The 24,822-nt window shown below is 70.7% G+C and carries 19 protein-coding genes; 12 read left to right on the top strand and 7 right to left on the bottom strand.

Annotated features, from left to right (window positions below; all coding sequences use genetic code 11):
* Window positions 1-50: 50 nt before the first annotated feature.
* From ACSNOK_RS12720 to acnA, 3 genes are all read left to right on the top strand, one after another.
* The gene (locus ACSNOK_RS12720) at window positions 51-968 is read left to right on the top strand and encodes an alpha/beta fold hydrolase (protein ID WP_436780740.1); all 918 of its coding nucleotides are present in this window, start codon (window positions 51-53) and stop codon (window positions 966-968) included.
* 11 nt (window positions 969-979) lie between these two features.
* Complete coding sequence (locus ACSNOK_RS12715) at window positions 980-1,186, top strand: hypothetical protein (protein WP_436780739.1); 207 nt, start codon at window positions 980-982, stop codon at window positions 1,184-1,186.
* Window positions 1,187-1,471: 285 nt separating this feature from the next.
* On the top strand, window positions 1,472-4,186 hold the full coding sequence (gene acnA, locus ACSNOK_RS12710; protein WP_436780738.1) for an aconitate hydratase AcnA: 2,715 nt from the start codon (window positions 1,472-1,474) through the stop codon (window positions 4,184-4,186).
* A gap of 84 nt (window positions 4,187-4,270) precedes the next feature.
* Here acnA and ACSNOK_RS12705 read toward each other — a convergent pair whose 3' ends face one another.
* Window positions 4,271-5,167 carry an FG-GAP repeat domain-containing protein gene (locus ACSNOK_RS12705; RefSeq protein ID WP_436780737.1) on the bottom strand — a complete coding sequence of 299 codons (897 nt, stop codon included), beginning with the start codon at window positions 5,165-5,167 and terminating at the stop codon, window positions 4,271-4,273.
* A gap of 138 nt (window positions 5,168-5,305) precedes the next feature.
* Window positions 5,306-5,965, bottom strand: coding sequence for a TetR/AcrR family transcriptional regulator (locus ACSNOK_RS12700; RefSeq protein WP_436780736.1), 660 nt, complete (start codon window positions 5,963-5,965; stop codon window positions 5,306-5,308).
* Between the two features lie 118 nt (window positions 5,966-6,083).
* Between ACSNOK_RS12700 and ACSNOK_RS12695 the strand changes: the two genes are divergently transcribed.
* Window positions 6,084-6,788 carry a DUF5701 family protein gene (locus ACSNOK_RS12695; RefSeq protein WP_436780735.1) on the top strand — a complete coding sequence of 235 codons (705 nt, stop codon included), beginning with the start codon at window positions 6,084-6,086 and terminating at the stop codon, window positions 6,786-6,788.
* A 62-nt stretch (window positions 6,789-6,850) separates the two neighbouring features.
* Here ACSNOK_RS12695 and ACSNOK_RS12690 read toward each other — a convergent pair whose 3' ends face one another.
* The 4 genes from ACSNOK_RS12690 to ACSNOK_RS12675 all read right to left on the bottom strand — a co-directional run bounded on the left by ACSNOK_RS12690 (window position 6,851) and on the right by ACSNOK_RS12675 (window position 13,839).
* On the bottom strand, window positions 6,851-7,783 hold the full coding sequence (locus ACSNOK_RS12690) for an FG-GAP repeat domain-containing protein (protein ID WP_436780734.1): 933 nt from the start codon (window positions 7,781-7,783) through the stop codon (window positions 6,851-6,853).
* Window positions 7,784-7,824: 41 nt separating this feature from the next.
* Complete coding sequence (locus ACSNOK_RS12685) at window positions 7,825-8,763, bottom strand: FG-GAP repeat domain-containing protein (RefSeq protein WP_436780733.1); 939 nt, start codon at window positions 8,761-8,763, stop codon at window positions 7,825-7,827.
* 140 nt (window positions 8,764-8,903) lie between these two features.
* The gene (locus ACSNOK_RS12680; RefSeq protein ID WP_436780732.1) at window positions 8,904-9,791 is read right to left on the bottom strand and encodes an FG-GAP repeat domain-containing protein; all 888 of its coding nucleotides are present in this window, start codon (window positions 9,789-9,791) and stop codon (window positions 8,904-8,906) included.
* 106 nt (window positions 9,792-9,897) lie between these two features.
* Entirely contained in the window at window positions 9,898-13,839 is a 3,942-nt protein-coding gene (locus tag ACSNOK_RS12675; RefSeq protein ID WP_436780731.1) for a GH92 family glycosyl hydrolase, read from the bottom strand.
* A 407-nt stretch (window positions 13,840-14,246) separates the two neighbouring features.
* Between ACSNOK_RS12675 and ngcE the strand changes: the two genes are divergently transcribed.
* The 7 genes from ngcE (at window position 14,247) to ACSNOK_RS12640 (ending at window position 22,495) form a co-directional block, all read left to right on the top strand.
* The gene (gene ngcE, locus ACSNOK_RS12670) at window positions 14,247-15,692 is read left to right on the top strand and encodes an N-acetylglucosamine/diacetylchitobiose ABC transporter substrate-binding protein (protein ID WP_436780730.1); all 1,446 of its coding nucleotides are present in this window, start codon (window positions 14,247-14,249) and stop codon (window positions 15,690-15,692) included.
* A gap of 49 nt (window positions 15,693-15,741) precedes the next feature.
* Entirely contained in the window at window positions 15,742-16,656 is a 915-nt protein-coding gene (locus tag ACSNOK_RS12665) for a carbohydrate ABC transporter permease (protein ID WP_436780729.1), read from the top strand.
* 73 nt (window positions 16,657-16,729) lie between these two features.
* Window positions 16,730-17,650, top strand: coding sequence for a carbohydrate ABC transporter permease (locus ACSNOK_RS12660; RefSeq protein WP_436780728.1), 921 nt, complete (start codon window positions 16,730-16,732; stop codon window positions 17,648-17,650).
* Between the two features lie 266 nt (window positions 17,651-17,916).
* Window positions 17,917-19,113 carry an ROK family transcriptional regulator gene (locus ACSNOK_RS12655; protein WP_436780742.1) on the top strand — a complete coding sequence of 399 codons (1,197 nt, stop codon included), beginning with the start codon at window positions 17,917-17,919 and terminating at the stop codon, window positions 19,111-19,113.
* Between the two features lie 168 nt (window positions 19,114-19,281).
* Window positions 19,282-20,388 carry a substrate-binding domain-containing protein gene (locus tag ACSNOK_RS12650; protein WP_436780727.1) on the top strand — a complete coding sequence of 369 codons (1,107 nt, stop codon included), beginning with the start codon at window positions 19,282-19,284 and terminating at the stop codon, window positions 20,386-20,388.
* Between the two features lie 17 nt (window positions 20,389-20,405).
* Window positions 20,406-21,203, top strand: a complete 798-nt coding sequence (locus tag ACSNOK_RS12645) for an ATP-binding cassette domain-containing protein (RefSeq protein WP_436780741.1) — start codon at window positions 20,406-20,408, stop codon at window positions 21,201-21,203.
* Window positions 21,200-22,495, top strand: coding sequence for a sugar ABC transporter permease (locus ACSNOK_RS12640; RefSeq protein ID WP_436780726.1), 1,296 nt, complete (start codon window positions 21,200-21,202; stop codon window positions 22,493-22,495). Before ACSNOK_RS12645 ends, ACSNOK_RS12640 begins: the two co-directional genes overlap by 4 nt.
* Before the next feature lie 143 nt (window positions 22,496-22,638).
* Here the strand turns inward: ACSNOK_RS12640 and ACSNOK_RS12635 are convergent, their stop codons facing one another.
* The gene (locus tag ACSNOK_RS12635) at window positions 22,639-24,324 is read right to left on the bottom strand and encodes a fumarate hydratase (RefSeq protein ID WP_436780725.1); all 1,686 of its coding nucleotides are present in this window, start codon (window positions 24,322-24,324) and stop codon (window positions 22,639-22,641) included.
* Window positions 24,325-24,482: 158 nt separating this feature from the next.
* On the opposite strand from ACSNOK_RS12635, the gene ACSNOK_RS12630 reads away from it, so the two are divergent.
* The coding region (locus ACSNOK_RS12630; RefSeq protein WP_436780724.1) for a DUF1707 SHOCT-like domain-containing protein at window positions 24,483-24,822 on the top strand (340 nt) is incomplete at its 3' end.

The raw sequence follows: 24,822 nt of genomic DNA, 5'->3' as shown, positions 1-24,822 counted from the left end.
GAACCGGGGACGGCCCGGAAGCCGGGCCGCTTGATCATGGGGGGCGTGTCATGGGCGCATCGCCGGGTTCCTTGGGTGCCTTCACGAGCGAGGAGGCGCGCACCCGCTTCCTCGCCGCGTACGACCGCGCGATGGCGCACTGGCCCGAGCCGCGCGAGGAGCGGGAGGTCCCGACGGCGTTCGGCACCACCCGGGTCCACGTGTACGGCGAGGGGGACGCCACACCGGTCGTCCTGCTGCCCGGGCGGAGCGCGACCCCGGCCGTCTGGTCGGCGAACGTCGCCGCGCTCGGTGCCGACCGGCCGGTCCTGGCCGTGGAGATCGTCGGTGAGCCCGGGCGCGGCACGCAGACGGCACCCGTCCGGACGCCGGACGCCCTGGCGGACTGGCTGGAAGAGGTGCTGGACGGCCTCGGGGTGGAGCGGACGCACCTGGTGGGGATGTCCTACGGCGGCTGGGTCGCCGCCGGTCACCTGCTGCGGGCCCCCGGACGGATCGCCTCCCTCACCCTCCTCGACCCCGCGGGGGCGCTGGCTCCGCTCCGGCCGGGCTTCCTCCTCGGCGCGGTCCTCGCCGTGGCCGGCGGCTCCGAGGAGCGCCGGCGCCGGTACTTCGGCAGGCTCATCGGCGACTGCGGAGCCGGTGCCGAGGCGGCCGAGGCCCAGATGAGGGTGCTGCTGGAGGCGGTGGACGGCTTCCGCGGCCGGCTGCCCCGGCCCCGAAAACTCACCGACGACGAACTGCGCTCGATCACCGTGCCGACCCTCGTGCTCCTCGGCGGCGACAGCCTCGCCGCCGTCGCGGACCGTGCCGCCGCCCGGGCCCGGCTGCTGCCCGACGCCCGGGTCCGGATCGTGCCGGGCGCGAGGCACACCATCCCGGCGGCGGAGCTGAACGGCCGGGTCACGGAGTTCCTCGCCGAGATCGACGGATCACGGGTCTGGCCCGGACGGGTGCGCCGAAACTAGGCTCGGCCGTCATGAACGTGACACAAGAGGGCGCTCCCGGCGCTTCCGGCGCTCCCGACGCTCCCGACGTCTCCGGCGCCCCCGCCGCCCCGGACGACGTACCCCGCTGGATGAACGTCGTCTCGGTGACGGCCGACGTCCTGCTCTCGCTGTTCAAGTCCGCGAGCGGAGGACGCAAGGGCGCCTCCGACGCCACGGCCGACGACGGGGACGGCTAGCGGCCGACGGCGGGGCGCCGACCGGAGCGGCGACGGGGCCGGGACTGCCGTCGCGTCGGACCCGCCCCCGGAAGCCCCGGCGGGACCCCGTCCGCTCCTCCGGGCATGACCGATCCCCGGTGATGTACTAGAGTTATCTCGACATCGAGATATATGCCGAGAGAGGCGTACCGCTGTCGCGCCACTAAGGCATACCTAAGTTAGGGCAACCTTAGCGGACCGGCGCGACGTTGTCGCGGCAGGATGGCCGCAGTACGCGCATTCATGCACATGAAGGAGACTGTCGTGTCGGCGAACAGCTTCGACGCCCGCAGCACGCTGCAGGTGGGCGACGAGTCGTACGAGATCTTCCGGCTGGACAAGGTCGAGGGCTCCGCTCGCCTTCCGTACAGCCTCAAGGTGCTGCTGGAGAACCTGCTCCGCACCGAGGACGGCGCCAATATCACCGCGGACCACATCCGCGCGCTGGGCAACTGGGACTCGCAGGCCCAGCCCAGCCAGGAGATCCAGTTCACGCCGGCCCGCGTGATCATGCAGGACTTCACCGGCGTCCCCTGCGTCGTCGACCTCGCCACCATGCGCGAGGCCGTCAAGGAGCTCGGCGGCGACCCGGCGAAGGTCAACCCGCTCTCCCCGGCCGAGCTGGTCATCGACCACTCCGTCATCGCCGACAAGTTCGGCACGAAGGACGCCTTCGGCCAGAACGTCGAGCTGGAGTACGGCCGCAACAAGGAGCGTTACCAGTTCCTGCGCTGGGGCCAGACCGCCTTCGACGACTTCAAGGTCGTCCCCCCGGGCACCGGCATCGTCCACCAGGTGAACATCGAGCACCTCGCGCGTACGGTCATGGTCCGCAACGGCCAGGCCTACCCCGACACCCTCGTCGGCACCGACTCGCACACCACCATGGTCAACGGCCTCGGCGTCCTCGGCTGGGGCGTCGGCGGCATCGAGGCCGAGGCCGCGATGCTCGGCCAGCCGGTCTCGATGCTCATCCCGCGCGTCGTCGGCTTCAAGCTGACCGGCGAGCTGCCGGCCGGCACCACCGCCACCGACCTCGTCCTCACGATCACCGAGATGCTGCGCAAGCACGGCGTCGTCGGCAAGTTCGTCGAGTTCTACGGCGAGGGTGTGGCCGCCACGTCGCTGGCCAACCGTGCCACCATCGGCAACATGTCGCCGGAGTTCGGCTCCACCGCCGCGATCTTCCCGATCGACGGCGAGACCCTGAACTACCTCAAGCTCACCGGACGCTCCGAGCAGCAGGTCGCGCTCGTCGAGGCGTACGCCAAGGAGCAGGGCCTCTGGCTCGACCCGGCCGCCGAGCCCGACTTCTCCGAGAAGCTGGAGCTCGACCTGTCGACGGTCGTCCCCTCCATCGCCGGCCCGAAGCGCCCGCAGGACCGCATCGTCCTCGCCAACGCCGCCGCGCAGTTCGCGCAGGACGTCCGCAACTACGTCGACGACGTCGACGAGGCGGGCAAGGAGTCCTTCCCGGCCTCCGACGCCCCGGCCGTCACCGCCGGCGCCCCGTCGAAGCCGGTCACCGTCACCGCCCCCGACGGCTCGACCTACGAGATCGACCACGGCGCCGTCACCGTCGCCGCGATCACGTCCTGCACCAACACCTCGAACCCCTACGTCATGGTCGCCGCCGCGCTCGTGGCCAAGAAGGCGGTCGAGAAGGGCCTGACCCGCAAGCCGTGGGTCAAGACCACCCTCGCCCCGGGCTCGAAGGTCGTCACCGACTACTTCGACAAGGCGGGCCTCACCCCGTACCTCGACAAGGTCGGCTTCAACCTCGTCGGCTACGGCTGCACCACCTGCATCGGCAACTCCGGCCCGCTGCCGGAGGAGGTCTCCAAGGCGGTCAACGACCACGACCTCGCCGTCACCTCGGTGCTCTCCGGCAACCGCAACTTCGAGGGCCGGATCAACCCCGACGTCAAGATGAACTACCTGGCGTCGCCGCCGCTGGTCGTGGCCTACGCGATCGCCGGCTCGATGAAGGTCGACATCACCAAGGACGCCCTGGGCACCGACCAGGACGGCAACCCGGTCTACCTCAAGGACATCTGGCCCTCCGAGGCCGAGGTGAACGACGTCGTCGCCAACGCCATCGGCGAGGACATGTTCAACAAGTCCTACCAGGACGTCTTCGCGGGCGACGCCCAGTGGCAGGCGCTGCCCATCCCGACCGGCGACACCTTCGAGTGGGACGCCGAGTCCACCTACGTGCGGAAGCCCCCGTACTTCGAGGGCATGACGATGGAGACCACCCCGGTCACCGACATCGCCGGCGCCCGCGTCCTGGCCAAGCTGGGCGACTCGGTCACCACCGACCACATCTCCCCGGCCGGTGCCATCAAGGCCGACACCCCGGCCGGCAAGTACCTCACCGAGCACGGTGTCGAGCGTCGTGACTTCAACAGCTACGGCTCCCGCCGCGGCAACCACGAGGTCATGATCCGCGGTACGTTCGCCAACATCCGCCTGCGCAACCAGATCGCGCCGGGCACCGAGGGCGGCTTCACCCGCGACTTCACCCAGGACGGCGGTCCGGTGTCGTTCATCTACGACGCCTCCCGCAACTACATCGAGCGGGGCATCCCGCTCGTCGTCCTGGCGGGCAAGGAGTACGGCTCCGGCTCGTCCCGCGACTGGGCCGCCAAGGGCACCGCGCTCCTCGGCGTCAAGGCCGTCATCGCCGAGTCCTACGAGCGCATCCACCGCTCGAACCTCATCGGCATGGGCGTCCTGCCGCTCCAGTTCCCCGAGGGCGCCTCGGCCGAGTCCCTCGGCCTGACGGGTGAGGAGACCTTCTCCATCACCGGCGTCACCGAGCTCAACGACGGCACCACGCCGCGCACGGTGAAGGTCACCACCGACACCGGTGTCGAGTTCGACGCGGTCGTCCGCATCGACACCCCCGGTGAGGCGGACTACTACCGCAACGGCGGCATCATGCAGTACGTGCTGCGCTCGCTGATCCGCAAGTAAGCGGCAGGCGCCACACGGCACAGAGGGCCGCGTCCCGCGTTCGCGCGGGGTGCGGCCCTCGTCGTTTCGGTGGAGCGGCGCGGCTCAGAAGAGCAGCCGGTACTGGTTCCACCCCGACTTGCCTATCAGCACGCGGGACTTGAAGGGCGCCGACGCCCGTCCCGTCCCCTTGTACAGCCACAGCGCGCCCTTGCCGTCCCGGGCGATCAGGTCCGTACGGCCGTCGACGTCCACGTCGCCCGCGCCGAGGAGCAGGTTGTACCGGTTCCAGCCGTCGCCGATCCGGGTGCGGCCCTTAAAGGGGCGGGCCGTGTCGCCGGTGCCCTTGTACAGCCAGAGGGTGCCCTCGCGGTCGCGGGCGACGATGTCCGTCCGCCCGTCGCCGGTGAGGTCCGCGCGGCCGGTGATCGCCGTGTACCGCCCCCAGCCGGGGCCCACCTTCTTGCGGCCGGTGAGGGAGCCGTCGGCCTTCGCCAGGTAGAGCCAGAGCACGCCCGCGCGGTCGCGGACGAGGATGTCGGACTGCTTCGCGCCGCCGAGGGTGCCGGGGGAGAAGAAGCTGTCGTACTGGCCCCAGTCGGTGGCGACCCGCCGGGTGCTCTTCTCGGTGGCGTAGCCCACCTCGTGGGAAGTGGTGAGGAAGTAGGTGCCGTTCGCGTAGCCGCCGCGGCTGTGGTCGACCTGCGTCGCGGCCCTGACCTGGCCCCAGCCGCCGCCCGAGCGCTCCCGGGCGGACAGCCCGCCCTTGCCGTTCGGCAGGTAGAAGAAGGCGTCACCCCGGCCGTCGACCGCCTGCACGGGGAAGAAGGGGGCGTCCGGGGACAACCGGGCGTCGGCCCCCGCCGAGAGGGCCGGCGACGGCCGGACCGCCGGGCCGGGGGCGTCCGCCGCCGCCGTCCCTGCGGTGACGGCCGCCAGGACGAGGGCGGTCGCGGCGGTGGCGAGGCGGGAGAGGGCGCGTCGGCCGGGAGCGTGGGGCACGTAGGACTCCGTACGTCGGGGAAGGCGGTGCGGAGGTGCCGCGAACGTGCCGCGCCCCCCGCGTGATCAGCGATGCTTCCACACCGCGTCCGGTGCCCCGGAGTCGAGCCCCCTCTTCGTCCTCGCCCTCCCCGCCCCTCAGGCCCGCGCGTAGTCCCCGAGGGACGGTTCCAGCAGGTCGAACGCGCGGACCGCCTCCGCCTCGACGACCTCGGCCACCTCCGGGTTGGCGCGCCCGGCGAGGGTGAGGTCCTGGATACGGGTGAAGAGGGCCCGGTGCACACCGCCCAACACCGCGGCGGCGGCGCGCGGCGTGATGTCGTCCGCCGGCGCGCCCGTCGCCTCGGCGAGGGCGGCGGCCAGGGCGTCCTCCCGCCGGTCGTGCAGGCCGCGCAGACAGACGGAGAGGGTGGGGCTCTCGGCGATCATGCGGCTGAAGTCGGGCCCCGCGAACCCGGCGACGGGGTCCTGTTCGGCGACGGCCGTCAGGAAGGAGCGGCGCAGGGCCGCCAGCGCGGACTCGCCGGGCTCGCGGGCGGCGACGACCAGGGCCAGACCCCGGACGAACTCCTCCTGGTGGTCGAGCGCCAGGTCCTCTTTGCGCGGGAAGTAGTTGGTGACGGTCTTCTTGGCGACGCGGGCGGCGTCGGCGATCTCGGCGATGGTGGTGCGCTCGAAGCCCTGCTCGATGAAGAGCCTGGTGGCGTGGTCGGAGATCAGCCGGCGCGTCTCGCGCTTCTTGGTCTCACGGAGGCCGGCGGGCGGGGTGCCCGGCTCCGCGGTCGGGAAGGAGTCCATGGGCGAACTTTACCCCCGTCCTATTTTTATGTTGACACCCCTGGAGTCTCGACGTAAATTTACTCCCGTCGTAAGTTTTGTGTTCGAGGTCATTGCCGCACCGTCCCACGGAGGATCCTTGTCACTCACCGCCATATCGGAGTCCACCCCTTCCCCCCTCTTCGACGCCGGGGCGGAGTTCGACCGCCAGGTACGCACCCTCGTCGACCTGGGCTACCCGGCCCTCGCGGGCCTGACCGTCGAGCGGTTCACGGCCCTGGCCGCCCCGCTGCGCGCCGAGGCCGTCGCCGTGGCGGACGGGCCGGACGCGCCGTACGACGTGGCCGCCGGGCGGGTGCCGTTCCTGCTGGTGGTCGCCCGGGACGTGGTGCCGGTCGAGGAGACGATGCCTCGCACCACCCTGAAGGGCGGGCGCCTGCCGGGGTTCGTCGACCGCTCCTTCGAGCCGGGCGCGCTGGAACGGTTCGTCGCGACCGAGGAGACAGGAGCCGGCGAGCTCTCCGTCTACCTGCTGCACGGTGTGGAGCGCGGCGAGGAGTTCTGCGGGGCGGTGCCCGAGACGGCCATGGCCGCCCTCGCCGAGCGCGGGCGGACGACGCTCACCATCGAGGAAGGGGTCGCGCTGATCACGCACTTCCCTGAGGTGCTGGTCAAGAACAAGTGCTTCTCACTGGGCGGTTCGCGCTGCGGCGACCGGCGGGTCCCCGCGATCTGGATCAGCAAGAAGGCGCCCAAGCTGGGGTGGTGCTGGGCCGGCAACCCGCACACGTGGCTCGGAATGGCCTCGGCGGCCGGGCGGCGCACCGCGGCGGCGGAGGGCTGACGCGCCTGTGGCGCCCCTCCGGAGGGAGGGGCGCCACAGGGCGTTCGCGAAGCGGTGCTCCGTCAGAACATCAGGCGGTACTGGCCGAAGCCCGTGCCGACCTTGACCGCCGGCTTGAAGGGCGCGGCCTGCTTGCCGGTGCCCTTGTGGAGCCACAGGACGCCGGACTTGTCCCGCGCCAGCAGGTCCGAGCGGCCGTCGCCGTCCACGTCGCCGGTGCCGACCAGCAGGTTGAACTTGTTCCAGCCGCCGCCGACCTTGGTACGGCCCGCGAAGGGCTTGTTCAGGTCGCCGGTGCCCTTGTAGAGCCAGAGGACGCCGGACTTGTCGCGGGCGACGATGTCCGTCTTGCCGTCGCCGGTCAGGTCGCCGCGGCCGGCGATCTGGGTGAACTGGCCCCAGCCGCCGCCGACCTTCTTGCGGGCGGACAGCTTGCCGATGATGTCGGCCTGGTAGACCCACAGGACGCCCGACTTGTCGCGGCCCAGGACGTCACCGTAGGCCGAACCGCCCAGGTTGCCCGGGGAGAAGACGGTGTCGTACATGCTCCACCCGGTGCCGACGCGCTGGGTGAAGTCCTTGTCGGCGTACCACGCCTCGTGGTTCTTCTGGACGTAGTAGTGGCCGTCGCCCTCGCCGAAGCGGTCGTGGCGCTGGGTCGCCAGCCGCATCTGCTTCCAGGCGTTCCGGGACCCGACGGTGTTCTTGCCCGCCTTGCGGGAGGTCAGGCCGCCCTTGCCGTTGGGCTGGTACGAGTAGTAATCGCCCTTGTCGTCCACGGCGTTGAGCACCAGGAAGGGTGCCGCGCCGCTCGGGTCGGCGACGGTCGTCTTGGCGGCCGTCGCCTTGGGGCCGAGCTTGCCGGCCGCGGGCGCGGCGGGGCCGTCGGCCAGCGCCGTGCCGGCGGTGCCGGCCACCAGGGCGGCGGCGATCGCCGTGGTGACGACGCGGGGGAGTGCGCGGCCGCCGGAGCGGCGGCCGGAAATCTGGGTCACGTAAGACTCCGTACGAAATATCCGAAGAACGGCCAAGTGTCTCAGAAGACGAGGCGGTACTGGTTCCAGCCGGACGCGGCGAGCTTCACCCGGGACTGGTAGGGCGCGGACGCCTTCCCGGTGCCCTTGTACAGCCACAGCGCGCCCTTGCCGTCCACGGCGAGCAGGTCGGCGTGGCCGTCGAGGTTCACGTCACCGGTCGCGACGAGCTTGGTGAACTGGTTCCAGCCGCCGCCGACCTTCGTCCGGGCCGCGAAGGGCTTGGCGATGTCGCCGGTGCCCTTGTAGAGCCAGAGGACGCCGGACTTGTCGCGGGCGACGATGTCCGTCCTGCCGTCGCCGGTCAGGTCGCCCCGGCCGGTGATCGCGGTGAACTGGCCCCAGCCGCCGCCGATCCGCTTGCGCGGGGCGAGCCTGGCGTAGCCGCGGCCGAGCTTGCCGTCGGCCTGGTGGACCCAGAGGACGCCCTGCTTGTCACGGGTGAGGATGTCGGAACCGCGGGTTCCGCCGAGCTCGCCCGGGGTGAAGAAGGTGTCGTAGCCGTTGAAGCCGCTCGCGATCCTGACGGAGCGGCCCGCGGTGCCCTGGTAAGCGACGTCGCCGTTGTCCAGCAGGCCGTACTCACCGTCGAGCCTGCCGTCGCGGTCGTGGTCGACGAAGGTGTCCGCCTTGATGTGCGCCCAGCTCTTGGCGCTGACGGAACCGAGCGACTTCAGGCCGCCCTTGCCGTCCGGCATGAAGATCCGGGCGACGGACTTGCCGACGGCGCCCACGGGCATGAGCGGCGCGGCGCCGGTCGGCTTCTTGGCGGCGGCCGAGGGCGCGGCCGCGGCGGGCGCGCTCTTGAGCGCGGCGGAGAACTGCTCGGCGGGACCGTCGGCCAGCGCCGTGCCGGCGGTGGCGCCGACGAGGGTGACGGCGATGGCCGTCGTGACGAGGCGCGGCAGCGCGCGCCCCTTGCGGCCGGAGAGAAGGGCCACTTGGGTCTCCTGGGGCATGAAAGAGAGAAGGTTCGAAAAGCGTGAGTCCGGCGGTGCCGGGAACGGGCCGCGCCGCCGGCGGGCGGGGGCGCGGCCCGGTGAGGTGTTCACCACGTGCGCGGCCGGAGGGCCGGGTGGCGTCAGAAGACCAGGCGGTACTGGTTCCAGCCCGAGTTGCCGATCTTCACCGGGGCCTTGAAGGGCGCGGCCTGCTTGCCGGTGCCCTTGTACAGCCAGAGCGCGCCCTTGTGGTCGACGGCCAGCAGGTCGCTGCGTCCGTCGCCGTCGGTGTCACCGTTGGAGAAGAGGTGACCGTACTTGTTCCAGCCGCCGCCGACCTTGGTGCGCGCCGCGAAGGGCTTCTTGGCGTTGCCGGTGCCCTTGTACAGCCAGAGCACGCCTTCCCGGTCGTGGGCGACGATGTCGGTCTTGCCGTCACCGGTGTAGTCGCCGCGGCCGGCCAGCTCGATGTACGTCCCCCACTCGGCCTCCCGGAGCTGGACCTCACTGGCCAGGCCGCCGTCGAACTTGTTGATGCGGACGTTGGCCGTCCCGCCCTTGCCCAGGGCGACGAGGTCGGTCTCCTTGCCGCCGCCCAGGTTCCCCGGGGCGATGAGACCGCGGTAGAAGAACCCGTAGTTGGGCGCGAGTGTGACGTCACGGCCGGTCATGCCGTGGAACTTGAGGTCGCGGCCGTTCCGGCTGATGAAGTAGTCGCCGTCGTGGCGGCCGTCGGCGTCGCGGTCGACCTGCGCGGCCTCGTGCAGGTCCTTCCACGGGCCGCGGGCCTCGCGCGGCTTCAGGCCGCCCTTGCCGTCGACCTCGTAGACGTAGAACTTGTCGCCCTTCTCGGTGACCGCGCCCACCGGGAAGACCGGCGCGGAAGCGCTCGGCTTCTTGGCGCTGAACTGCGCGCCGCTGGTGTGCGCGGCGGCCACCCCGGCGGTCCCCCCGACCAGGGCCACGGCGACGGCGGCCGTGACGAGACGCGAGAGACCGCGTCGAGAAACACGCGAAACAGAAGTCATGGAAAGTTTCCCCCCAAACCATGAAAAAAGGTGCGCAGTGCTGCCCTTCGCGAACGAAGAGCAGCACTGGATCTTCACAAACCTTACACAGGCTCCTCGGCCTCAACTACCGCTGTGGGGAACCCAACAGCTCCATCTCGGCCAAGCTCGCCTCGCCACTCACGACTTTCAGCCGATAGTGACGGAAGGTGACCGGCGCTCGCAGAGAGAACACGCGGGTTTGCCGGTCCCATGTGAAGGACTGTCCCTCGCGTTGATCGGTTCCACTCCAGTCACGCCCGTTGTCGGAACCTTCGAGCACCCAGCCGCGCGGCGCCCGGGCCCGGTCGGCGGAGGTGAGGGTGTAGGACGTCACGCGGGAGCCGGGGGCCACCTCCAGCGGGACGGTGGTGACGGTGGCGGCGGTACGGGAGGTGTTGTCGGTGAGGGCCGAGCCGTCCGGGACGGAGACGTCCGACAGCGGGGCGGGCACCTTGTCGTCCTTGGTGATCGAGGTGGGCCCGGCGTCCGCTCCGGAGCCCCAGGAGGACGGCTTGGGCCCCATGGCGAACTCCAGCGTGGCACCCTGGGCCACCACCGAGTGCGGCAGCGCCGTCGAGTTCCAGGGCTTGCCGTCGACGGTCAGCCCCTGCACGTAGACGTTCCGCGCGCTGTTGCGCGGGGCCTTGACCACCAGGTCGCGGCCGTTCTCCAGGTGCACGGTCGCCTTGGTGAACAGCGGCGACCCGATCGCGTACTCGCCCTGCCCCATCACCAGCGGGTAGAAGCCGAGCGCGCTGAAGACATACCAGGCGGACATCTCGCCGTTGTCCTCGTCCCCCGGATAGCCCTGCCCGATCTCGCTCCCCAGGTAGAGGCGGGAGAGCACCTCGCGCACCCTCGCCTGCGTCTTCCACGGCTGCCCGGCCGCGTCGTAGAGGTAGGCGATGTGGTGGGACGGCTGGTTGCTGTGGCCGTACATGCCCATGCGGACGTCCCGGGCCTCGGTCATCTCGTGGATGACCCCGCCGTACGAGCCGGCGAACGCCGGGTCGCCCGTCTCCGGGGTGGCGAAGTAGGCGTCGAGCTTCTTCGCCAGCCCGGACCGGCCGCCGTACAGCGCGGCGAGGCCGCGGGTGTCCTGGGGAGCGGTGAAGGCGAAGTTCCAGCCGTTGGTTTCGGTGTAGTCGTGGCCCCAGACGCGCGGGTCGTACGCCTCGGGTGACAGCCGCCAGGAGCCGTCCTCGTTTCGGCCCTGGAAGAAGCCGACGCGCCGGTCGAAGAGCTTGACGTAGCCGCGGGCCCGGTTGAGGAAGTACTCCGACTCCTCGCGGTAACGCTCCTTGTGCGTCTTCGCGTACAGGGCCTGCCCCATCCGGGCCAGCCCGAAGTCGTTGAGGTAGCCGTCGAGGGCCCACGACATGCCCTCGTGCGTCTTCGTGCTCGTCCAGCCGAGGAAGACCGAGGTGTCCATGCCCTTGCGGCCGGTGCCGGGATCGGTCGGTGCCACCGTCGCGTTCTTCAGCGCCGCCTCGTACGCGGCCTCGGCGTCGAAGCGGACGCCCTTCGCGTGGGCGTCGGCGAAGGCGATGTCGGAGCTGGTGCCCGTCATCAGGTCGGCGTAGCCGGGGGAGGACCAGCGCGAGACCCAGCCGCCGTCCTTGAACTGCTGGACGAAGCCGTCCACCATCCGCCTGGCCTGCTGGGGGGACAGCAGGGAGTACGCGGGCCAGGTGGTGCGGTAGGTGTCCCAGAAGCCGTTGTTGACGTAGATCTCGCCGTCCACGATCCGGGCGCCGGTGCGGGTCGGGGTGGACGCGCCGGTGGGCGGGGAGAACGGGCTGGCGTAGCGGTGCTTGGGGCGGTCCGCGGAACCGGTGTTCTCGAAGCCGGAGTTGGGATACAGGAAGAGGCGGTAGAGGCCCGAGTAGAGGGTGGTGAGCTGGTCGGCGGTCGCGCCCTCCACCTCCACCCGGCCCAGCAGGGCGTCCCAGGCGGCCCGGGCCCGGTCGTGGACGCGGGCGTACGGCGTCCCGGCCGGGATCTCCTGCTCCAGGTTGGCCCTGGCCTGGTCGGTGCCGATGAGCGAGGTCGCGATCCGCAGGGTCACCGTGCGGTCGGCGCCCGGGCGGAAGCGCAGGTAGCCGGTGACGTCGCTCGCGTCGGAGGCCCCGCCGCGCCGGAGCTTCCCGCCGCCGGTCACCGGCGCGTCGAAGACCCCGTACACGTACAGCCGGCCGGCCCCCACCGAGAGCCCGCTCCGCACGTCCGACCAGCCGGTGAACGTGCCGTGCGCGGTGTCCAGCGTCAGGCCGCCCGCGTTGGTGACGTTGTCAAGGATGACGTTGGCGTTGTCGCCGGATTCACGCGGAAAGGTGAATCGCATCATCGCCGCGTGGTCGGTGGGGACGATGTCGGCCTTCAGCCCGTTGTCGAAGGTGACGCCGTAGTGGTGCGGCGTGGCCGTCTCGCGCGCGTGGTGGAAGGGGAGGGCGCGGGCGGTGCGGGAGGCGTCGGGGGTGCCGGCCGCGACCGAGGGCATCACCTGGAAGGTCTGCCGGTCGCCCATCCAGGGGCTGGGCTCGTGGCTCGCCGAGAACGCCTGGAGGGTGGGCAGGTTGTCCGCGTTGTTGGCCGCCGCGTAGCGGTAGAGCCAGGAGGTGGAGCCCGCGTCGGTCACGGGCGTCCAGAAGGTGAAGCCGTGCGGGACGGCGGTGGCGGGGAAGGTGTTGCCCCGGGAGAAGGAGGAGCTGGAGAGGGTGCCGCGGGTGGTGAGGGCGCGGTCCGCGGGGTGGGCCGGGGGCTTCTCCTCGGGCGCGGGAGCCAGTGAGACGTCGTCGATCCAGCCCCGGAAGGGCGCGGGGCCGGCCGGGGCGTCGTAGGCGACGAGGACGCGCGCCACGGTCTTGCCGGCGGCGACGCGGCCGATCGCCGCCTCCTTGTTGTTCCACTGGTTCACGTACAGCGTCTTGGAGTCCCCCTGGCCGCGCGGGGTCAGCGGCGCGCCGTGCTGGTCCCGGGCGTCCAGCCCGCTGAGGTAGGTGCCGTCGGTGAAGGCGAGGTCGAGGGAGACGTGGGTGGCGGGGTAGCGGGGGTCGCGCTCGGCCATGGCCGGGAAGATCTTGTACGCCAGCCGGGTGCGCGCGGTGACGCGCACGTTCGCGGCGAACACCTTGTTGTACGCGTAGGCGCGGCCCTTGGCGCGGTGCGTGCCGCCGTAGCGCAGGGCGTGCTTGCCGGTGAAGCCGGCGCGGGGTTTGGCCGTGGGGGAGGCGGACGGGCCGCCGTCGGGGTAGGTGCGCATGGCCGGGGGCGGGGGAGTGCCGGGGTCCGCCGTGGCGAGCTGCACCTCGGCGAGCTGGGTGAGCTCGTCCCCGGCGTTGCCCGTGATCTCCAGCCGGAAGTGGCGGTGGGCGGTGCCGCCGGTGAGGGTGAACTGGCGGGTCTGGAGCCGCTTTTCGAAGTTCTCGCCCTTGCGGGTGTCGAGGGTGGTCCAGCTCTTCCCGTCCGCCGAGCCTCGCAGGGTCCAGTCCCGGGGGTCGCGGCCGGGGGCGTCGTTGGCGGAGGTGAGGGCGTACCGGGCGACGGCGACCGGCTCGGAGAGGTCGAATTCCAGCCAGGCCGTCCGCTGCCGGACCAGCCACTTGCTGGAGGGTTCGCCGTCGACCAGGTTCTCCTTGATCTCGCCGCCCTCGGCGTTCTCACCGCTGGCCCGGACGGCGGTCACCTTGTCGGTGGCGTTGCCGGGGAGGCCCTGGCCGTCCCCGCCGTCGACACCGGACGACCTCGCCCGGCCGTCCGGGCCGGTCTCGGGCGCGTTGCGCCAGTCGGGGCGGGGTTCGCCCGGCTCGAAGGAGGAGGCGAAGCTCTCCCCGGCCCGCCGTCCGGCCCCCTCCTCGGCCCGTTCGCCGGCGGCCCGGCCCCCGGCCGCCGTGTCCGAGACCCTCCCGGCGGGCGCCGCGGCGGCGCCGGAGGGGGCGATCTGAGGGGCCGTCACCAGTATGGCGGCCACGAGGAGGGCCGCGGGACGGGCGAGCGCCCGCCGGCGACGTCTGAGTCTCTGTCTCATCCCTTGCCTCTCCCGAGGGCGGACAACGTTGTCACCCGGATCGCGCTCTGTTAAGTAGGGCGTGACGCTTCAGTGGTGTCAAGGGTCCCGGGGCTGGTGTCGCCCGGTGTCGGGGAGGTCTCAACTCGGGAAAGACTGACGGCCAAAGGCGCTTCCGATCTTGCCCAGTTGGTGAGAAGTGGACTATACCTGTCGGCGTCCGGGGCGACCCCGTGTCGCCGTGGCGGAACCGGGGGAACCGGGCCCATCGAGGGAGTGAGCCGACGGCTCCGCCCGGGCGCCTCTCCCGGCGCACACCCAGCACGCCCAGCTTCGACCGATCCGCGGTGTCGTGCCCTTCGTCGAGCCGATTGCACAGGGGAGATTCGCCACACCGCCTGAGTCCTGGAGAAGGCGAGGACTTGAGCATGGGACCCACCTCGGAATTCAACCGGCGCGACCTGATCAAACGCGCGGCGGCGCTCGGCCTGTTCGCCGTCCCGGCGATGAGCGCGCTCAGCGCGTGCGCGACCGGGGACGACGGTGACGACGACAAGCCCGACAAGCCGGCCGGCAGCGGCGGCGGCGCCGGCGAGATGAAGCCGCTGAAGGTGAACGCCTCGGCCCCGCTGGACGTGGTCATCTTCGACGGCGGCTTCGGCCAGCAGTACGCGAAGGACGCGGAGGCCGAGTACAAGAAGGCGTACCCGCAGGCCGAGATCAAGCACACCGGCACCCAGGACATCGCCCCGCAGATCCAGCCCCGGTTCAACGGCGGCACCCCGCCGGACCTCATCGACAACTCCGGCGCCAAGCAGATGGACCTGGGCACCCTCGTCGGCCTCAAGCAGCTCACCGACCTCAACGCCCTCCTCGACGCGCCGTCCCTCGACGACCCCAAGAAGAAGGTCCGCGACACCCTCCGCCCGGGCGTCGTCGAGATGGGCCAGTTCGACGGCGACGAGGTGTGGGTCTTCTACTACGCCTACACCGTCTACGGCGTCTGGTACTCGAAGACCAACCTGGAGAAGCTCGACGCCCAGTACCCGGAGACCTGGGACGAGATGCTCAAGCTCTGCGAGAAGGCGAAGAAGAAGGGCATCGCCGGCTGGACCTACGCGGGCCAGCACCCGTACTACCTCCCGTTCAGCCTCTACCCGTTCATCGCCAAGATCGGCGGCACCGAGGTGCTGGACCGGATCGACAACCTGGAGCCGGACGCCTGGAAGCACCCGGCCGTCAAGGCCGCCTTCGAGGCGTACTACGAGCTCTACAAGAAGGGCTACGTCCTCCAGGGCACCCCCGGCCTGGACCACATCCAGTCGCAGACGGCGTGGAACGAGGGCAAGGCGCTGTTCATTCCGAACGGCTCCTGGGTGGAGAACGAGTCCAAGAAGATGACGCCGAAGGACTTCCGGATGGCGGTCGGCGCCCCCTCCAGCCTGGACAAGAACGACAAGATGCCGTTCGGGACCATCTGGGCGTCCGGCGGCGAGCCGTTCATCGTGCCGAAGAACGCCAAGAACGCCCAGGGCGGCATGGAGCTGCTGCGGATCATGCTGGGGAAGAAGTCCACGCAGAACTTCATCAAGGCGGTCTCCTCCCTCACCTCCCTCAACGGCGGCACCGAGGGCCTCACCCTGCCGCCCGGACTGGCCTCGTCCCAGGAGGCGCTGACCAAGGCCGGCCGGAACGTGGTCAATCCGCGCCTCCAGGACTGGTACGTCTCGCTCCAGAAGGAGAAGATCGGCAAGGCCGCCCTCGGCGAGATGATGGCCGGCCGGCTCACCCCAGACGAGGCCATCAAGAAGATCCAGAAGTTCACCGACGAGACCCGCAAGGACGACTCCGTCAAGAAGTACAAGCACAAGTAGCCCGTCCCGCAACGACGGCACCCGTCACGGAAGATCGGGGTCCGAGGTCATGCAGCACGGTAAGTACCGTTTCATCGCCGGGTTCCTGTGCGTCCCCCTGGCGATCTACGGGGTCTTCGTCGTCTCGCCGTTCGTCCAGGCCATCTACTACTCCTTCACCAACTGGACCGGCCTGAGCTCGAAGTTCAAGGTGACGGGGCTGAAGAACTACCAACGCCTCTGGGACGACGAGCTGTTCTGGAAGGCCCTGGGGCACAATCTCCTGCTGCTGCTCCTGTTGCCGCTGGTGACGCTCGGACTCGGCCTGTTCTTCGCGTTCATGCTCAACGTCGGCGGCCGTCGCAGGAAGAACGCGGCGGTGGCCGGCGTCCGGGGCTCCGGCTTCTACAAGATCGTCTACTTCTTCCCGCAGGTGCTGTCCATCGCCATCGTCGCCCTGCTGTTCAAGTTCGCCTACAACCCCAACAGCGGGGCGATCAACTCCTTCCTGGACACGGTCGGCCTGGACTCCGTCCGCCCCGACTGGCTGGGCGACCCGGGCCTGGCCCTGTGGTGTGTGATGGCGGTGATGGTCTGGAGCAACGTCGGCTTCTACGTGGTGCTGTTCTCCGCCGGGATGAGCGCCATCCCCAAGGACTTCTACGAGGCCGCGCTGCTCGACGGCGCCAACCGGGTCCAGACCTTCTTCCGGATCACCCTGCCGCTGCTCTGGGACACCGTCCAGACCGGCTGGGTCTACATGGGCATCATGGCCCTGGACGGCTTCGCGGTCGTCCAGATCATGATGGACGGGCCGGGCCCGGACTACTCCACCGAACTGCTCACCTACTACCTCTACACCAAGGCGTTCACCGACGGGCAGGCCGGCTACGCGACCGCCCTGGGCGTCGCGCTGCTCATCGTCACCATGGTCTTCGCCGGCATCGTGATGAAGCTCGGCCGGCGCGAGCGGCTGGAGTACTGATGCGCGCGCCCGCCTCCTTCCGTCGTCCTGTGGCCCCGACCGTCCGTCCGCACTACCACCCGGGGGTGGCACCGTGACCGTGCAAGCCGAGCCGTCGGACCGCCCGGACGCCCCCGCGCCGGCCGCCCCGCCGGAGGGGCGGGCGCGGGGCGCCGGCGGCGAGCGCGAGGGCGGCGTCCTGAACGTCTTCTCGCACGGCGTCCTCGTCATCTGGGGCCTGATGGTCACCCTGCCGCTGCTCTGGGCGGTGATGAGCGCCTTCAAGACCGACAAGGAGATCTTCTCCTCGCCCTGGTCGCTGCCGAAGAGCCCGGACTTCGGGGCCTGGAGCCGCGCCTGGTCCCAGGCCCACATGAGCGAGTACTTCCTCAACTCGATCGTGGTGGTGGCCGGTTCGCTGCTCGGCACCATGCTGCTGGGCTCCATGGCGGCCTACGTCCTGGCCCGCTTCGACTTCCCCGGCAACCGCTTCGTGTACTACCTGTTCGTGGGCGGGATGAGCTTCCCGGTGATCCTGGCGCTGGTGCCGCTGTTCTTCGTGATGAAGAACATGCAGCTGCTCAACACGTACCACGGACTGATCCTCGTCTACATCGCCTATTCGCTGCCGTTCACGGTCTTCTTCCTGACCGGTTTCTTCCGGACGCTGCCCTCGTCGGTGGCGGAGGCGGCGATGATCGACGGCGCGTCGCACACCCGGACCTTCTTCCAGGTGATGCTGCCGATGGCCAAGCCCGGGCTGATCAGCGTGGGCATCTTCAACTTCCTCGGGCAGTGGAACCAGTACCTCCTGCCGGCCGTGCTCAACGTCGGCGACGAGGACAAGAAGCTGCTGCCCCAGGGCCTGGTCGCGCTGGCGGCCAGCCAGCGGTACAAGGGCGACTGGTCCGGCCTCTTCGCGGGCCTGGTGATCGCGATGCTGCCCGTTCTCGCCGCGTACATCGTCTTCCAGCGGCAGGTGCAGTCCGGACTGACGGCGGGGGCCCTGAAGTAGGCCCCGCCCTCCGACGACGGAGGGGCGCCCGGCCGTCCCCGGGCGCCCCTCGCGGCACTCACGCACCGCCCGGACCACCCCGGGCGGTGATCCGTACCATGGGAGGGCCCCGCCCGGCGCCGTAGCGGCGTCCGGAGCCTTGACGCGCTCCCGGGTGTGCGGCTGAGCTTAGAGTTCATATGTTGTACGGATACCGGGCTTCACTGTCGCAGCCCGGTGGCCGGGGCGGCGGTCGTGCCGTGCCGACGAGGCGGGAGTGGATGGGCGTGGAGACTCCGGGGTCGCAGTCGTCGCTGCACCGGGCCAACCTGGAGCGGGTCGTCCGCGCGGTGCGCAGGTCGGGGGCGCTCACCCAGGCGGAGATCGCCCGGACCACGGGGCTGTCGGCGGCCACCGTCTCCAACATCGTCCGCGAGCTCAAGGACAACGGCACCGTCGAGGTGACCCCCACCTCCTCCGGCGGCCGGCGGGCCCGCAGCGTCTCCCTCTCGGGTGACGCCGGAATCGTCGTCGGCGTCGACTTCGGCCACACCCACCTGCGCGTCGCCGTCGGCAACCTGGCCCACCGGGTGCTCGCCGAGGAGGCCGAGCCGCTGGACGTGGACGCCTCCGCCACCCAGGGCCTGGAACGGGCCGAGCACCTGGTCAAGACGCTGATCGCGGCCACCGGCATCGACCCCGGGAAGATCGTCGGGGTGGGCCTGGGCGTCCCCGGGCCGATCGACGAGTCCGGCGTGCTCGGCTCGACGGCGATCCTGCCCGGCTGGGCCGGCACCAACCCGCGCGACGAGCTCGCCGCCCGCCTCGACGTCCCCGTCCACGTCGACAACGACGCCAACCTCGGCGCCCTCGGCGAGCTGGTCTGGGGAGCCGGCCGCGGCGCCGCCGACCTCGCGTACATCAAGGTCGCCAGCGGCGTCGGCGCCGGCCTGGTGATCAACGGACAGATCTACCGGGGCCCCGGCGGCACCGCCGGCGAGATCGGCCACATCACCCTGGACGAGTCCGGGCCCGTCTGCCGCTGCGGCAACCGCGGCTGCCTGGAGACCTTCACCGCCCACCGCTACGTCCTGCCGCTGCTGCACTCCGCCCACGGCCCGGACCTCACCGCGCCGCGCATGGTCCGGCTCGCCCGGGACGGCGACGCGGGCTGCCGCCGGGTGATCGCGGACGTCGGCCGGCACATCGGCAGCGGCGTCGCCAGCCTGTGCAACCTGCTCAACCCCAGCCGGGTCGTGCTCGGCGGCGACCTCGCGGAGGCCGGGGAGCTCGTCCTCGCGCCCATCAGGGAATCGGTCGGACGGTACGCGATCCCCAGCGCCGCACGGCAGTTGGAGGTCGTCCCCGGCGCGCTGGGCGGCCGGGCCGAGGTGCTGGGCGCGCTCGCCCTCGTCCTCAGCGAGATGGGCGACTCCTCCCTGCTGGACGGAGTTCCGGCGGCGGCCGCGCCCGGTTTCGGCTGAGCCTTTCCGGAAGAGCCGCGGCAACACACCCCTTGAGTTTACGCACATAACGCATGGCATCGTTGCCATCTCGTTAAGGATTGACTTCTTGACGCCACTTTGCGGTCCGAGTTGACTTCCGGTCACCTCGGCCGCAACGGCGCGGCCATGTCAGGGAGGTATCCGTACGTGAACACGTGTCTGCGCCGCGCCGCGGTGGCCGCCGTCGCTTTGTCGACGGCCGTCACCCTCGCCGCCTGCGGCAAGGCCAAACAGGCCGGCGACAACGGGGACAAGAAGGAGAAGAAGGGGTCGCTCACCATCGGGCTGCTCCTTCCCGAGAACCAGACCGCGCGGTACGAGCGTTTCGACAAGCCGCTGCTCGAAAAGAAGATCAAGGAATTGGCGGGCACCAGCGCCACCGTCCTCTACGAGAACGCCAAACAGGACGCCTCGGTCCAGCAGCAGCAGGTCGACACCATGATCACCAAGCGTGTCGACGCGCTGATCGTCGACGCCGTGGACGCCAAGTCGATCGCGAGCTCGGTGAAGAAGGCACACGACAAGGGAATCCCCGTCGTCGCCTACGACCGGCTCGCCGAGGGCCCGGTCGACGCCTACACCTCCGTCGACAACGAGCGCGTCGGAAAGATCCAGGGCGAGTCGCTGCTCAAGGAACTCGGCGACACCGCGGGCAAGGGCCAGATCGTCATGATGAACGGCTCCGTCACCGACCCCAACGCCAAGATGTACAAGGACGGCGCCCATTCCGTGCTCGACGGAAAGGTGAAGGTCGGCAAGGAGTACGACACCAAGGAGTGGAAGCCGGAGAACGCCAACGAGAACATGAAGGGCGCGATCTCCTCGCTCGGCAAGGAGAACATCGTCGGCGTCTACTCGGCCAACGACGGCATGGCGGGCGGCATCATCACCGCCCTCAAGAGCGCCGGATTCGACAAACTTCCCCCGGTCACCGGCCAGGACGCCGAGCTCTCGGCCGTCCAGCGGATCCTCGCCGGCGAACAGTTCATGAGCGTCTACAAGCCGTACGTCCCCGAGACGGAGGCCGCGGCGACGATGGCCGTCGCCCTCGCCCAGGGCAAGAAGCTGGACGGCGTCGCGAAGACCACCGTCGACAGCGGCAGCGAGAAGAAGATCCCGGCGATCATCGTCGACCCCTTCGCGCTCACCGAGGCCGACATCCCGAAGTACGTCGGCAAGGAGGGCTTCTTCACCCTCCGCGAGATCTGCACCGACAAGTACACGTCCGCCTGCGACGCCGCCGGCCTCAAGTAGGGGCGCGCCCCGAGGAGCTGATCCACATGTCCGCTGCGCCCGTTCTGGCGTTGCGCGGGATCTCCAAGCGGTTCGGTGCCGTCCAGGCGCTGACCGACGTGGAGCTGGAGATCCGTCCCGGTGAGGTGGTCGCCCTGGTCGGCGACAACGGCGCCGGCAAGTCCACCCTCGTCAAGACCATCGCGGGCGTCGCGCCCGCCGACGACGGCGTCATCGAGTGGGAGGGCCGGCCCGTCACCATCGACCGGCCGCACACCGCCCAGGAGCTCGGCATCGCGACCGTCTACCAGGACCTCGCCCTCTGCGACAACCTCGACGTCGTCGGCAACCTCTTCCTCGGCCGGGAGATCTCCCGCTTCGGGGTGCTGGACGAGGTCGAGATGGAGCGCCGCGCCCGCGAGCTGCTCGCCACCCTGTCCATCCGCATCCCCAGCGTCCGCATCCCGGTCGCCGCCCTCTCCGGCGGCCAGCGGCAGACCGTCGCCATCGCCCGCTCGCTGCTCGGCGAGCCCAAGGTCGTCATCCTCGACGAGCCCACCGCCGCCCTCGGCGTGGAGCAGACCGCCCAGGTCCTCGACCTGGTGGAACGGCTCCGCGAACGAGGGCTCGGGGTGATCCTCATCAGCCACAACATGGCCGACGTGCAGGCCGTAGCCGACCGCGTCGCGGTGCTGCGCCTCGGCCGGAACAACGGCGTCTTCGCCGTACGCACCACCTCCCAGGAAGAGATCGTCTCGGCCATCACCGGCGCCACTGACAACGCTGTCACCCGCCGGAGGGCCCGCACCGAGCAGGACCGGGAGGCCCGGGCATGACCACCGACCTGTCGAAGAACCCCCGCCCCGACGGCACCCCCGACGGCGCCCAGCCCGTCGCCCCGGCCGCCGTCACCCCCGTCGACCCCCGGCTGCTCGTCCGCGAGGAGGGCTTCGCCGGCTACTGGACCGAATTCCTCCGCAAGCTGCGCAGCGGCGAGCTGGGCTCGCTGCCCGTCGTCGTCGGCCTGATCGTCATCTGCCTGGTCTTCCAGCTCCAGGACTCGGCCTTCCTCGGCGCCGAGAACCTCTCCAACCTCTTCATCACCGCCGCGGGCACCGGCCTGATCGCCGTCGGCATCGTCTTCGTCCTCATCCTGGGCGAGATCGACCTCTCCGTCGGCTCGGTCAGCGGCCTGGCGGCGGCCGTCTTCGCCGTACTGAACGTCAACCACGGCATGCCCGAGTGGCTCGCCCTGATCCTGGCGCTCCTCACCGGCACGGTCGCCGGCGTGATCCACGGCTTCTTCTTCGCCCGGATCGGCGTCCCCGCGTTCGTCGTCACCCTGGCCGGCCTGCTGGGCTGGAACGGGCTGATGCTGGAGGTGCTCGGCTCCAACGGAACGATCAACCTCGACGACTCGGGGCTGGTCGCCAAGCTCACCAACCACTACTTCGAGGACATCTCGGCCGCGTACGGGCTGGCCACGGCCACCGTCGCCGCCTACCTGCTGGTCGCGTGGCGGGACGCCCGCCGCCGGACCGCCGCCGGGGTGCCCAGCCGCCCGTTCGCCGAGATCGTGCTGCGCACGGCGGCCCTGGCGGTGCCCGCCTACGCGGTGGCCTGGGTGTTCAACCAGTACAAGGGCCTCCCGCTGGCCGTGGTGATCTTCCTGGGCGTGGTGGTCGCCCTCGACCTGGTGCTGCGCCGCACCCGCTACGGCCGCAAGGTCTTCGCCCTCGGCGGCGGCGTCGAGGCGGCCCGCCGGGCCGGCATCGACGTCGCGTGGGTACGGATCTCCGTCTTCGCCCTCTCCGGGACGATGGCGGCACTGGGCGGGATGTTCCTGGCCTCCCAGATCAACGCGGCGAACCAGTCCTCGGGGGCGGGCAGCCTGCTGATGAACGCGATCGCGGCGGCGGTGATCGGCGGGACGAGCCTGTTCGGAGGGCGCGGCAAGACCTGGTCCGCGCTGCTGGGCGTGCTGGTCATCCAGTCGATCGCGTCGGGAATGGCGCTGCTGGGCATCGCCTCGGCCGTCCAGTACATGATCACGGGTGCGGTGCTGCTGGCCGCGGTCGTGATCGACTCGGTCTCGCGCCGAACGCAGCGCACGGCGGGCCGCGCGTAGGCGCGCCCGCGCGGGCCTCAAACGCCGGACGGGCTGAAAACAGCCCGTCCGGCGTTTGAGGACGCGCACCGCAGGTGCGCTCGGGGGTGCGGGGGCGCAGCCCCCGCAAGAAACGGGAAGGGGCGGGACAGGGGCAACCCCACCTACAACCCCGGCCCCCGCACCGGGATCGACGTGAACGTCGGCTGCGAAGGCGCGGGATCCTGGAAGAAGTCATTCCCCTTGTCGTCGACGACGATGAACGCCGGGAAGTCCTCCACCTCGATCCTCCAGACCGCCTCCATCCCGAGCTCCTCGTACTCGACGACCTCGACCTTCTTGATGCAGTCCTGCGCGAGGCGCGCGGCCGGGCCGCCGATCGACCCCAGGTAGAACCCGCCGTGCGCGGCGCACGCGTCCGTGACCTGCTTCGACCGGTTCCCCTTCGCGAGCATCACCTTGGACCCGCCCGCCGCCTGGAACTGCTCGACGTACGAGTCCATCCGCCCGGCCGTCGTCGGCCCGAACGACCCGGACGCGTACCCCTCGGGCGTCTTGGCGGGCCCGGCGTAGTAGACGGGGTGATCCCGCAGGTACTGCGGCATCTCCTCACCCGCGTCCAGCCGCTCCTTGATCTTCGCGTGCGCGATGTCGCGGGCGACGACCAGCGGCCCGGTCAGCGACAGCCGTGTCTTGACCGGGTACTTCGTCAGCTCGGCGAGGATCTCGTCCATGGGCCGGTTGAGGTCGACGCGCACGACGTCGCCGTCCTCGGCGAGCTGCTCGTCCGTGGTCTCCGGCAGGAACCGCGCCGGGTCGGTCTCCAGCTGCTCCAGGAAGACGCCCTCGGCGGTGATCTTGGCGACGGCCTGGCGGTCCGCCGAGCAGGAGACCGCGATGGCGACCGGGCAGGACGCGCCGTGCCGGGGCAGCCGCACCACACGCACGTCGTGGCAGAAGTACTTGCCGCCGAACTGCGCGCCGATGCCGATCTTCTGCGTCAGCTCGAAGACCTTCTCCTCCAGCTCCTTGTCGCGGAAGCCGTGGCCGAGCGGGGAGCCCTCCTCCGGCAGCTCGTCGAGGTAGTGCGCGGACGCGTACTTGGCGGTCTTCAGCGCGTACTCGGCGCTCGTACCGCCCACAACGATCGCCAGGTGGTACGGCGGGCAGGCCGCCGTGCCCAGCGAACGGATCTTCTCCTCCAGGAACTTCATCATGCTCGCCTCGTTGAGCACGGCCTTCGTCTCCTGGTAGAGGAAGGACTTGTTGGCCGAGCCGCCGCCCTTGGCCATGAAGAGGAACTTGTACGCGCCGCCGTCCGTGGCGTACAGCTCGATCTGCGCCGGGAGGTTGGAGCCGGTGTTCTTCTCCTCCCACATGGTGAGCGGCGCCATCTGCGAGTACCGCAGGTTGAGCTTGGTGTAGGCGTCGAAGATGCCGAGCGAGAGCGCCTCCTCGTCCCGGCCCTCCGTGAGCACGTTCTGGCCGCGCTTGCCCATGACGATCGCCGTGCCGGTGTCCTGGCACATCGGGAGGACGCCCGCGGCGGCGATGTTGGCGTTCTTCAGCAGGTCCAGGGCGACGAACTTGTCGTTCGACGACGCGTCGGGGTCGTCGACGATCTTCCGCAGCTGGGCGAGGTGCGCGGGGCGCAGGTAGTGCTGGATGTCGTGGATCGCCTCCGCCGCGAGCCGGCGCAGCGCCTCGGGCTCCACCTTGAGGAACGTGCGTCCGTCCGCCTCGAAGGTCGACACGCCCTCGGAGGTGATCAGTCGGTACGGCGTCTCGTCCTCGCCCAGGGGCAGCAGATCCGTGTAGGCGAACCCTGGGGGGACTGACCGGTCAGACATCGCGGCGATTCCTCACTCACTCTGCGGGTTGGGGGTGCCGGGCGGGCCCGGGGCCCTCGGCGTCTCTCAGGGTAGGCCGCCGGGAGGGCGGCGGGCCGGTGAGGTTGCCCTCACCAGAGCGCGGGTGGCTTCCCGCCCCCTGTCGCGATCTATCGCGAATGGCTAGGCTGGTGACCGTGGACGAGTCATCGCCGGCGAAACGCCGAGTGCCCCTGGCCCCCTTGACCAAGACGCCCGCCGCCGCACCGCCCGCGGCACCGGTCGCGCCCGCGGAATCCGCCGCACCGGCCCTGCGCGCGTCCGACGCGGACCGCGACCGGATCGCCGACATCCTCCGCGAGGCGCTGGCCGAGGGCCGGCTCACCCCCGACGAGCACGCCGACCGCGTCGACGCGGCGTACCGGGCCCGTACGGTCGGCGAACTGGAGCCGCTGGTCCGCGACCTGCCGGCCGGCGCGGCCCGTCCCGCCGCCGCGACCCGTGTCGCGATGTCCTCCG

Source organism: Streptomyces sp. URMC 126 (genome assembly GCF_051386555.1).
Classification (GTDB): Bacteria; Actinomycetota; Actinomycetes; order Streptomycetales; family Streptomycetaceae; genus Streptomyces.
The sequence above is the reverse complement of the archived record's forward strand: the minus strand, read 5'-3'. Positions and strand labels throughout refer to the sequence as shown.

What these genes read in the sequence shown, in the direction of transcription:
- ACSNOK_RS12720 (WP_436780740.1), top strand. Translation starts at nt 51, where the DNA reads ATGGGCGCATCGCCGGGTTCCTTGGGTGCCTTCACGAGCGAGGAGGCG.
- ACSNOK_RS12715 (WP_436780739.1), top strand. Translation starts at nt 980, where the DNA reads ATGAACGTGACACAAGAGGGCGCTCCCGGCGCTTCCGGCGCTCCCGAC.
- ACSNOK_RS12700 (WP_436780736.1), bottom strand. Translation starts at nt 5,965, where the DNA reads ATGGACTCCTTCCCGACCGCGGAGCCGGGCACCCCGCCCGCCGGCCTC.
- ACSNOK_RS12680 (WP_436780732.1), bottom strand. Translation starts at nt 9,791, where the DNA reads ATGACTTCTGTTTCGCGTGTTTCTCGACGCGGTCTCTCGCGTCTCGTC.
- ACSNOK_RS12675 (WP_436780731.1), bottom strand. Translation starts at nt 13,839, where the DNA reads ATGAGACAGAGACTCAGACGTCGCCGGCGGGCGCTCGCCCGTCCCGCG.
- ngcE (WP_436780730.1), top strand. Translation starts at nt 14,247, where the DNA reads ATGGGACCCACCTCGGAATTCAACCGGCGCGACCTGATCAAACGCGCG.
- ACSNOK_RS12665 (WP_436780729.1), top strand. Translation starts at nt 15,742, where the DNA reads ATGCAGCACGGTAAGTACCGTTTCATCGCCGGGTTCCTGTGCGTCCCC.
- ACSNOK_RS12640 (WP_436780726.1), top strand. Translation starts at nt 21,200, where the DNA reads ATGACCACCGACCTGTCGAAGAACCCCCGCCCCGACGGCACCCCCGAC.
- ACSNOK_RS12635 (WP_436780725.1), bottom strand. Translation starts at nt 24,324, where the DNA reads ATGTCTGACCGGTCAGTCCCCCCAGGGTTCGCCTACACGGATCTGCTG.